Consider the following 8,903-nt stretch of genomic DNA (forward strand, 5'->3'; position numbering starts at 1 on the left):
CTCACACCCCGCAACAATTACCCAACCTCACAAATCGACGCCGGGAATGGCTCACTGTGGGTGGCAGCGCTTCCGGGTGGGTGATCTTGACCATCGCCTCGGACGGGTGGATGACGACGGTGTCGGCGGTGGCCAGCACCGTCGCGTCATGGGCGACCGCGACGGAGTAGTCGGCGGCGGTAACCACCGAGTCACCGTCCAGCGTGCAGGTGATCACCTCGTACAGCGGCTGTTCGTCGGCAGTGCGCGCGGTGCCGAAGATCCGGGAGGCGAGGCTGAGTTTGAAGGGGATCACGCCGTCCACGGCGAGTACGACGACACGATGCGTGGCCCGATCCTTGCACATCATGACCTTCAGGCCACTGTCTGAGCTGCCGGCTGAGGCGGCAGGCTGGGCGCATGACGACTCCAACGATGCGGGCTATCAGCCAGGACGAACTGGGTGGCCCTGACGTGCTGAGTGAGGTCGAGATCGAGCGTCCCGTCCCCGGACCGTCCGAGGTTCTGGTGCGGGTCCATGCGGCGGGCTTGAGCCCGACCGACTGGAAGCACCGGCAGATCCCCGGCTTTCTCGGGCGGCTTCCGCTGGTCCTGGGCTGGGACGTGTCCGGCGTGGTCGAGGCGCTCGGCGTCGGCGTGACAATCCATGAGGTGGGCGACGAGGTCTTCGGCATGCTGCCGTACCCGCATGGCCACGGTGCCTGCGCCGAGTACGTCACGTCCCCCGCACGTGCTCTCGTCCGTAAGCCCGCTGAACTCGATCACGTCGAGGCCGCCGCGGTCCCGCTGGCCGCCCTGACGGCTCATCAGGCCCTGGTGGAGGTAGCCGACGTCCAGCCTGGCCAGCGCGTGCTGGTACATGCCGCAGCCGGCGGTGTCGGCCACTTCGCCGTACAGATCGCCAAGTCGCTGGGTGCTCACGTGATAGGCACCGCCAGCGCACCCAAGCACGATCTGCTCCGCACGCTCGGCGCCGACGAACTGATCGATTACCACAATGTGGATTTCGAGAAGGTGACCGGCAAGGTCGACGTGGTCGTTGACGCCGTCGGCGGCGACTACACGGCTCGCTCCCTCCGGACACTGGTACCGGGCGGAGTCCTCGTCTCCCTCGCGCTCTCCGACACGCGGCCTATGCCAGCGGAGGCCGCGCAACTCGGCGTCCACCACCGGCTGATGCTGGTCGAGGCCGACCAGGCGGGGATGCTCGCGGTGGCCGATCTGGTGAGTAGCGGCGCACTCCGCCCGGTCGTCGAAGCCACCTTCCCGTTGGAGCAGGCCGCCAGGGCGCACGAACTGGGCGACGCGGGCCGGGTCACAGGCAAGGTGGTACTCACCGTCCGGTGACTGTCGACGCCGTGCTGCCTGACGTGAGGAGCGCCGGATGGGGTTGGCCGGTACCCGTCGAGACGCGCGACGTGAAGAAGGGCACCCCCGACGCGGCGGCCGGCCCGGCCTTCGGACCCTTCGTGGATACGTTACTGCGCGATCCCGACGATCTGCTGTACGTCGGCGTGGTCGCGGGCGGCGCGCAGCATGTAGTCGGCGACGTCTGCGCGTGAGACCGAGGTACCACCGCGCAGGTTCTGGCCGTGGGCCGTCCGGTAAATCCTGGTCAGCGGGCCGTCGGTGAGCCGGGGCGGGCGCACGATCGTCCAGTCGAGAGCGCTCGCGCGCAGCGCGTCCTCCATCCGGGCCAGGTCCGCGTAGTGGCCCCGGAGCACCCTCTTGACCGCCGGGCCAAGGACGTAACGCATGAGGCCGTTGTCACCGGGGTCGTGGCGCGGCGGGTGCGGCCGCGCCGGTGAGGGAACTGTGCCGATCGGCGCCGTGCTGACGATAATGACCCGGGTCACGCCGGTCACCCGCATCGCGGCGATCATCGCTTCGGTGCCGTGGGTGGCTACCCCGGTGTCGTCCCGGCTCCGTCCGCCTAGGGTGGACAGGACGGCGTCCGCGCCGGCCACCGCCGGCACGAGGTCCTCCGCGTCGGCCGTCGCGAGGTCGGCGGCCAGCACGCGTCCGGGAGACGGCGATACGGCCTCCGGCCGATACCGCCGGTCGCCGCGAAGATCGTGAGTTTCATCCGGATGCTCCCTCCGTCGGGCCGACCAGGATTCGTCAGATCGGCCGCTCGCCGTTCGTCACTCGGTATGACGGACGTGGGAGGAGAGACATGACGGATGCGTTGGCCGAGATGTTCGAAGTGGAACGGCCGCGGCTGCGGGCCGTCGCCTATCGCATGCTCGGCTCGTTCAGCGAGGCCGAGGACGCCGTTCAGGACACCTGGCTGCGCCTGACCCGGGCCGGCCGGAGCGATGTCGTCAACCTGCCCGGATGGCTGACAACTGTCACCGCACGTATTTGCCTGGACCAGTTGCGTGCGCGCCGCTCCCGTCCTGAGGAGCCGGCCGGTGTGCGCCTGCCCGAGCCGCTGGGTGGGCAGCACCGACCCGGAAGAGGAGGCACTGCTGGCCGACGCGGTCGGCATGGCGATGCTGGTCGTCCTCGACACGCTGCGGCCGGCGGAGCGGCTCGCCTTCGTTCTGCATGACCTGTTCGGCGTGCCGTTCGACGAGATCGCCCCGATCGTCGGGCGCTCCACCGCCACCGCGACCCAGCTCGCCAGCCGGGCCCGCCGCCGGCTGCGCGGCGCCGAGGTCGGCCCGGAGCTCGGCACGGAGGTCGATCCGGTCCGGCAGCGCCGCCTCGTCGAGGCGTTCCAGGCCGCTGCCCGCGACGGTGACCTGCCTCGGCTGCTCGAGGTGCTCGCTCCCGATGTCGTGCTGCAGGCCGACGCCGATGGCGCGGCGTCCGGCGAGACGCGCGGGGCCCGGGCGGTGGTCAACCAGGTGTCGGCCTTCGCGCCGCTGGCCCCCTACGGTCGCGCGGCGCTGGTCAACGGTCGGCCCGGCCTCGTCGTTATCTCGCCCGACGGAGCGGTCTTCGCGGTCCTGGGTTTCACGGTTCAGGCCGGGCGCATCGCGCGAATCGACGTCTTCGCCCATCCCGACCGGCTGCGGCACGTCGATCCGCGGGCTTTCACCGACCAGTAGGACCGGCGGCGACAGCCGGCGCCGGTGCCCGAGGCGGTAAGGCCGCCGTGAGGCGTGCTGGAAGCTGGGCGCCAGCGCGACCGCAAGCCTCATGGGCACGTAGCGTAACTATCCGAGGCGCGCCGCTTTCCGCCAGTTCTGCGACACTGTTTACTATCCGTGTCTTGGCGCTACGGTAGGTCGTCCCAATGCCCTGTATGTCCACGGGAACAGCGACACGACCGGCGCGGTCCGGGCGGTGGACATGTTCGCTCGGGAGTTCGAGTGGGACGCGCTGACGCGGTTCGCGACCGATCCGGCGGGGGGTGCGACGCTGGGCGTGGTGTCCGGTCGGCGTCGGCAGGGCAAGACGTTCCTGCTCCGGGCGTTGTGCGAGGCAGCCGGCGGGTTCTTCTTCGGGGCGGACGAGGCCACGGACGGCGAGTCGTTGCGCCGGGTCGGTGCCGCGTTGGCCGACCGGCTGGGCGCCCCGGCGCCGCTGGCGTTCGACGACTGGTACCCGGTGTTCGACGCGCTGCTCGCGCTGGGCAGCGATCGTGCCGTCCCGGTGGTGATAGAAAGGTGCACGCGATCGTCGGCGGCACCCCGGCCTACCGGCGCGAGTTCGCCCGCGACGACACCCCGGCAGGCCCCGACGACTTCGACGCCTGGGTCACCCGCACCGTGCTCTCGCCGACCAGCGGGCTCTTCCGCGACGGCCGCTGCCGAGTCACCGGATATCACGCTCGTCGGTCCAGCCGACCTGTACGCGGCGACGTGACGTGCCTGAGGTGGGGCCCGACTGGGGTGTTGCCAGGAGTGACACACTTGTGACCAGGGTTCGGCACATTTCTGCGACCAGATCTACTATTCCGTGCTCGAGGCGACCTGTCAGCCGCCGACCGTGAAACCTGCTGGGAGCTCGAGGCGTCGATCCCGACCCGCGTGTTCGGCCCCGTCCACCCCGAGGTGCCGGCCGTCCTATCGGCTCAACGCGGCCAGCGCCCTGTCGGCGTGCGTGTTCATGTTCAGTTCACTGCTGATGGCCTCGATGATGACCTGGTCCGTACCGATCACGAAGGTGGCGCGCTTGACCCGCAGCAGGTCGAGCGGCCGCTTCACGCCAAATGCGCGCGACACGCTGCCGTCGGCGTCCGAAAGCAGCGGATAGTCGAAGGAGTGCTTGTCGGAGAACTCCTTCTGCTTGGCCACGGTGTCCGTGCTGATACCGACCCGCTGGGCGCCGACTGTGGCGAACTCCGCCGCGAGGTCCCGGAAATGACAGCTCTCCGCGGTGCAGCCCTTGGTCATCGCCGCCGGGTAGAAGAACAGGACGACCGGACCGTCCGTCAGGAGAGTGGAAAGCCTGCGAGGGGTGTTGCTCTCGTCTGGCAGCTCGAAGTCCGGCACGGTGTCGCCGACACGCAGCATCTGTGCGCTCCTCACCTCGGGTTGGGCGACAGGCATCGGCCCGGCGTCCAGGGCCGCCGGAGCGACGGCTGATTTCGTACGCTATCCCGACCCGGTGACGCTCTGCACGAGATGAGCGGCCGACGACGACCCGATCGGTGCGGCCCGGATGGACGTTCAGACGGCGTCCACCGGTCCATCGGCACGTCGTTGATCGAGGCCGGGGCGCCACGGTAGTGCTTGAGCAGCAGGTACTTGGCCATCTGTTTCTCCTCGGTGCTGGGGCGACCCACGTTGGCCGCGTTCGTCGCCGGGACGGAGCCAGCCACGGGTTCTCGACCTCGCCGTCCGCGCGACTCCGTCCTCCTGGCCGGCACCGGCCTCGCCCTCGTGCCGGATGATCCGCGCGGCCCACACCGCACAGCCGCTGCGCGCCCCCTGCGCCTCGATCGCACCCTGACGGTCGCCGAACCGGCGTGGCGCCCAGCGTGATGTTGTCGACCACCTGGCAGTAGGACCACCTGGCAGTAGAACGCGAAACCTGCATCATCGCCACCACCGCCGCGGCTCCTGGTCGGGGGAGATGGTCTCATAGCGGTATGTGGACAGGGGGAACGTGTGCGGCTGCGCGCACGGCGATGGTCGGTCGCGGCGTTGCGGGGGCAGTCCGGTGAGGACCAGTCGTCTGGAGGCGTTCAGCGATGGTGTGCTGGCCATCATCATCACGGTCATGGTTCTCGAGCTGAAGATCCCCGAGGGGCACACGTTCGCGGACCTGTGGCACACCACCGGGAAGGGCCTGCTCAGTTACCTGCTCAGTTTCGTCTACGTCGGGATCTACTGGAACAACCACCATCACATGTTCCAGCTGGCCCGCAGGGTGACCGGCGGCGTTCTCTGGGCGAATCTCGGCCTGCTGTTCTGTCTGTCGCTGTTCCCGTTCACGACCGCCTGGATGGACGAGACGGACTATGCGCGCTTCCCGGTCGTCCTCTTCGGTGCGAACCTGCTGGCTGCGGCCTGTGCCTACGTCGTGCTCCAATGGGTGGTCATCCAGGCGCACGGGCCCGACTCCCAGCTCAGGCAGGTCATCGGATGGGATCTCAAGGGCAAGATCTCGCCGCTGTTCTATCTCGTCGGAATACTGTCCGCGCTGTTCGTCGACACCCACGGCAAGCTCGGCGTCATCATCGGAACCGGCTGCTACACGATCGTCGCGCTGATCTGGATCGTCCCTGACCGCCGCATCGGCCGAGCCGTCCGCGAGTTCGGCTCCCCGGACTGACGTGCGGCAGGTGCAGGTGCAGGTGATGGCCGACCATCGAGCCTTTCCGCGGCGAGCGCGACGGTCTCGTGACCGTGGAGAAGCATGTCGTCGTGCCGGCGGCGGGCGGACAGGAGGTCGTCGAGATTGTCCCGGGCCCAGCTGCGGGCCGCTTCGACCAGTTGCAGCAACGTCCGACCGAGGGCGGTCAGGTGGTATTCCCCCCCGGGGCGGGTTCTCGTCGAAGGCGCTTCTGTTCAGCAGGCCGTCTCGCTCCATCGCGCGAAGGGTGTCGGTCAGGACCTTCGCGCTCACTGGGCCGAGCAGCTGCCTGAGCTCGGTGAACCGCCGTGGTCGGGCCTCGAGGCACAGGACGACCATCGCGGTCCACTTGTCGCCGATCTGGATCGGGAAGGCGCTCATCGGGCAGGCCGGGTCGAATGTCGGGGCGTCGGCCGTCTTCTCCACACCGCCAACGGTAGCCGGTCACGTTGCGGTAACCGGCCCACCGCCCCCTACCTTGGCCACCATGACAGGAACACAGCCCTTCGGGGCGGTATCCCGACCGGGTGCACCAGCGCGGGTCGCCGTGCTCGGCGCCGGTGGTCGCGCGGGACGCGCCGTCAGCCAGGAGCTCGTCGCCCGGGGACATCAGGTGACCGGCGTGGTACGCGACGCCCGTCGACACCGGTCGCTGGGAGATCTTGGTGTCGAGGTGGCCGAGGCGGATGCCACCCGCGGCGCCGACCTCGGCGACGTTCTGCGTGACGCCGATGTCATCGTGGTCGCGGTGACGCCCTTCTCGGCGCCGCCGCCCTCGTTCGATGGCTTTGACGAGGCATTCTACGAACATATTGTTGCCGGTGTCGTCGGCGCCGCGCGGAAATCGCCGGCCACCCGGCTTGTCACGATCGGGTTGTTCGCCACGCTGACCATTGCTGACGGGCGTACGGTGATGGACGACCCCGCCGTCTTTCCCCCGTGGCTGTTGCCGTTCGCGCGGGCGCACGCCCGTGAACTGCCCGCGTTGCGCCGCCGCGCGTCCGACCTCGACTGGTTGGTCGTCACCCCACCGGCCGGTTTGCAGGCCGACGGCGCGGCCGACGCGGCGGGCTATGTTCTCGTCGAACCGCCGCTCGACCGCCGCCTTGTCGAGGGCGTGCTCGGCTATGACGAGCTCGCGCGGGCCATAGCGGACCAGGCCGAAACCCCGACCTTGCACCAGACTCAGGTGGCCGTGCTGCCCACGCCGGAGGTGACCGCGCAGGAACGACAGCCGGAATCGAGCGATTGACCGTCGGCGTGACGGCGAGCAGAGATGATTGCGTCGACCGCGTCGGTGCCGAGCGGTAGGGAACCCGAGGATGGCCGCCAGATGTTCGAGCGATTCACCGACAGCGCCCGGCGCGCCATCGCCCACGCGCAGGAGGAGTCCAGGGCACTCGGTCACGACCGGATCGGCGCGGAGCACCTCCTGCTCGGCCTGCTCCACGAGGACACCGGCCCGGCGGGTGCCGTGTTGGGTTCGTCCGGCCTCACCCTGGCCGACGCCCGGTCGGCGGTCGTGGCGGCTGGCGGCGCGAGCGAGCATCCGCCGCCAGAGCACATCCGGTTCGGTGCGCGCGCGAAGCACGTTCTGGAGAGGTCGGTGCGGGAGGCTCAGCTGCTCAGCCACACCTTCGCCGGCTCCGGGCACCTTCTGCTCGGGCTGCTGGACGAGAACGAGGGCGTCACCGCCGACATTCTCACCCGATGCGGCGTCGGCTCCGAGGCGGGTCGCCGTCAAATTCTCGCGGCCATCGCCGCCACGCAGGAAGCTGCTCCGCCCGAGCCGCTCCGCCAGCCAGGGGCCGACATCGCGATCGCCAGAGCCAACGCCCGGGCTCGTGAGATCGCCGTGCAGCTCGGCCAGGTGCGGGCGGAGAAGGACGCCGCCATCGACGGGGGCGACTTCGCCGCCGTGACCGCGGCGCGCGAGCGCGAGAAGGCCCTGCTCGCGCAACGCGCCCAGCTGATCATCGACCTGCAGCCCGGTGGCCAGGCCCCCCCGGACATCCATAAGTACGGCTATGATAAGTGTGCTTATGAAAGCTGGGAGGCGGTAGCGAAGTGGTCGCGCTGGGACGACCGGTAGACATGTTCGACCGGGAGTTCGAGTGGGACGCGTTGACGCGGTTCGCGACCGACACCGCGGGGGGGCGCGACGCTGGGGGTCGTGTCCGGCCGGCGTCGGCAGGGCAAGACGTTTCTGCTGCGTGCGTTGTGCGAGGCCACCGGCGGGTTTTTCTTCGGGGCAGACGAGGCCACGGACGGCGAGTCGCTGCGTCGGATCGGCGTCGTCTTGGCCGACCGGTTGGGTGCGCCGGCGCCGCTGGCGTTCGACGACTGGTATCCGGTGTTCGACGCGTTGCTCGAGCTCGGCCGCGGTGGTCCTGTGCCTGTGGTGATCGACGAGTTTCCCTACCTTGTCCGGGGGAATCCGCGGCTGCCGTCGATCATTCAGAACGCGCTGGCACCGCGACGCGCGCTGCGGGACGACAGCCGAACGCGCCTGCTGCTCTGCGGGTCCGCGATGTTGTTCATGGGCGGTCTGCTCGCGGGCAACGCGCCGCTGCGGGGCCGGTCCGGTCTCGAGCTCGTCGTCCCGACACTCGACCACCAGCTCGCTGCCCGGTTCTGGGGAATCGACGACCCCGTCACCGCACTGAAGGTAAACGCGATCGTCGGGGGCACCCCGGCCTACCGCCGTGAGTTTGCCCGCGACGACACCCCGGCGGGCCCCGACGACTTCGACGCCTGGGTCACCCGCACCGTGCTCTCGCCGACCAGCCCGCTTTTCCGTGAGGGTCGCTACCTGCTCGCCGACGAACCGGACCTGCGCGACACCGCGCTTTACCACTCGGTCCTCACGGCGATCGCCGAGGGCAACGCGTCGCGGGGGGGCATCGCCTCCTACCTCGGGCGGAAGTCGGGCGACCTCGCCCATCCACTCACCGTCCTGGCCGACTGCGGACTGATCACTCGCGAGCCAGACGCATTCCGCGACAACCGCACGCAGTTCCGCATCGCCGAGCCTTTGGTGACCTTCTACCACGCCGTGATGCGCCCTATGTGGTCCGATCTGGAGCACGCGCGCGGCACTCGCCGGCTCGCCCAGCTTTGGCAAATCGGTCAGCGCCGGTTCGTCGGCAACG

Annotated in this window: 10 protein-coding genes and 3 pseudogenes; 8 read left to right on the top strand and 5 right to left on the bottom strand. The window is 69.5% G+C overall.

Annotation, left to right across the window (positions count from 1 at the left end):
• Position 1: 1 nt before the first annotated feature.
• Positions 2–349, bottom strand: coding sequence for a helix-turn-helix domain-containing protein (locus G6R25_RS18205; protein ID WP_205447229.1), 348 nt, complete (start codon positions 347–349; stop codon positions 2–4).
• 50 nt (positions 350–399) lie between these two features.
• On the opposite strand from G6R25_RS18205, the gene G6R25_RS18210 reads away from it, so the two are divergent.
• Positions 400–1,347: an NADP-dependent oxidoreductase gene (locus G6R25_RS18210; RefSeq protein WP_163553947.1), complete on the top strand. Its 948-nt coding sequence runs from the start codon at positions 400–402 to the stop codon at positions 1,345–1,347.
• 131 nt (positions 1,348–1,478) lie between these two features.
• On the opposite strand, the gene G6R25_RS18215 is transcribed toward G6R25_RS18210, so the two are convergent.
• On the bottom strand, positions 1,479–2,018 hold the full coding sequence (locus tag G6R25_RS18215) for an NAD(P)-dependent oxidoreductase (RefSeq protein WP_235948960.1): 540 nt from the start codon (positions 2,016–2,018) through the stop codon (positions 1,479–1,481).
• 224 nt (positions 2,019–2,242) lie between these two features.
• On the opposite strand from G6R25_RS18215, the pseudogene G6R25_RS31865 reads away from it, so the two are divergent.
• The 3 genes and pseudogenes from G6R25_RS31865 to G6R25_RS18230 all read left to right on the top strand — a co-directional run.
• A pseudogene (locus tag G6R25_RS31865) lies at positions 2,243–2,335 on the top strand (RNA polymerase subunit sigma-70); the annotation flags it as partial.
• A 79-nt stretch (positions 2,336–2,414) separates the two neighbouring features.
• Positions 2,415–3,056: a sigma factor-like helix-turn-helix DNA-binding protein gene (locus G6R25_RS18220; protein ID WP_336501719.1), complete on the top strand. Its 642-nt coding sequence runs from the start codon at positions 2,415–2,417 to the stop codon at positions 3,054–3,056.
• 238 nt (positions 3,057–3,294) lie between these two features.
• Entirely contained in the window at positions 3,295–3,816 is a 522-nt protein-coding gene (locus G6R25_RS18230; protein ID WP_235948962.1) for an ATP-binding protein, read from the top strand.
• Positions 3,817–4,016: 200 nt separating this feature from the next.
• Here the strand turns inward: G6R25_RS18230 and G6R25_RS18235 are convergent, their stop codons facing one another.
• Together G6R25_RS18235 and G6R25_RS31870 are read right to left on the bottom strand one after the other, a co-directional pair.
• Positions 4,017–4,466 carry a peroxiredoxin gene (locus tag G6R25_RS18235; RefSeq protein WP_136448931.1) on the bottom strand — a complete coding sequence of 150 codons (450 nt, stop codon included), beginning with the start codon at positions 4,464–4,466 and terminating at the stop codon, positions 4,017–4,019.
• Between the two features lie 155 nt (positions 4,467–4,621).
• A pseudogene (locus G6R25_RS31870) lies at positions 4,622–4,708 on the bottom strand (YciI family protein); the annotation flags it as partial.
• A 407-nt stretch (positions 4,709–5,115) separates the two neighbouring features.
• Between G6R25_RS31870 and G6R25_RS18240 the strand changes: the two are divergent.
• The gene (locus tag G6R25_RS18240; RefSeq protein WP_136448929.1) at positions 5,116–5,730 is read left to right on the top strand and encodes a TMEM175 family protein; all 615 of its coding nucleotides are present in this window, start codon (positions 5,116–5,118) and stop codon (positions 5,728–5,730) included.
• Positions 5,731–5,994: 264 nt separating this feature from the next.
• On the opposite strand, the pseudogene G6R25_RS31875 reads toward G6R25_RS18240, so the two are convergent.
• Positions 5,995–6,132 (bottom strand): annotated as a pseudogene (locus G6R25_RS31875) (winged helix-turn-helix transcriptional regulator); the annotation flags it as partial.
• Between the two features lie 106 nt (positions 6,133–6,238).
• Here G6R25_RS31875 and G6R25_RS18250 point away from each other — a divergent pair.
• From G6R25_RS18250 to G6R25_RS18260, 3 genes are all read left to right on the top strand, one after another.
• Positions 6,239–7,003: an NAD(P)-dependent oxidoreductase gene (locus tag G6R25_RS18250; RefSeq protein WP_235948964.1), complete on the top strand. Its 765-nt coding sequence runs from the start codon at positions 6,239–6,241 to the stop codon at positions 7,001–7,003.
• An 81-nt stretch (positions 7,004–7,084) separates the two neighbouring features.
• On the top strand, positions 7,085–7,843 hold the full coding sequence (locus G6R25_RS18255) for a Clp protease N-terminal domain-containing protein (RefSeq protein ID WP_163553949.1): 759 nt from the start codon (positions 7,085–7,087) through the stop codon (positions 7,841–7,843).
• An 81-nt stretch (positions 7,844–7,924) separates the two neighbouring features.
• Positions 7,925–8,903 (top strand): AAA family ATPase (locus tag G6R25_RS18260; RefSeq protein WP_235948967.1); only part of this gene is annotated, 979 nt, incomplete at its 3' end.

The sequence above is a fragment of the Candidatus Frankia alpina genome (genome assembly GCF_902806485.1).
GTDB lineage: Bacteria > Actinomycetota > Actinomycetes > Frankiales > Frankiaceae > Frankia > Frankia alpina.

Excerpts from the sequence above, each read along its gene's own strand:
- G6R25_RS18235 (WP_136448931.1), bottom strand. The coding sequence starts at position 4,466 with ATGCTGCGTGTCGGCGACACCGTGCCGGACTTCGAGCTGCCAGACGAG.
- G6R25_RS18250 (WP_235948964.1), top strand. The coding sequence starts at position 6,239 with ATGACAGGAACACAGCCCTTCGGGGCGGTATCCCGACCGGGTGCACCA.
- G6R25_RS18205 (WP_205447229.1), bottom strand. The coding sequence starts at position 349 with ATGATGTGCAAGGATCGGGCCACGCATCGTGTCGTCGTACTCGCCGTG.
- G6R25_RS18255 (WP_163553949.1), top strand. The coding sequence starts at position 7,085 with ATGTTCGAGCGATTCACCGACAGCGCCCGGCGCGCCATCGCCCACGCG.
- G6R25_RS18210 (WP_163553947.1), top strand. The coding sequence starts at position 400 with ATGACGACTCCAACGATGCGGGCTATCAGCCAGGACGAACTGGGTGGC.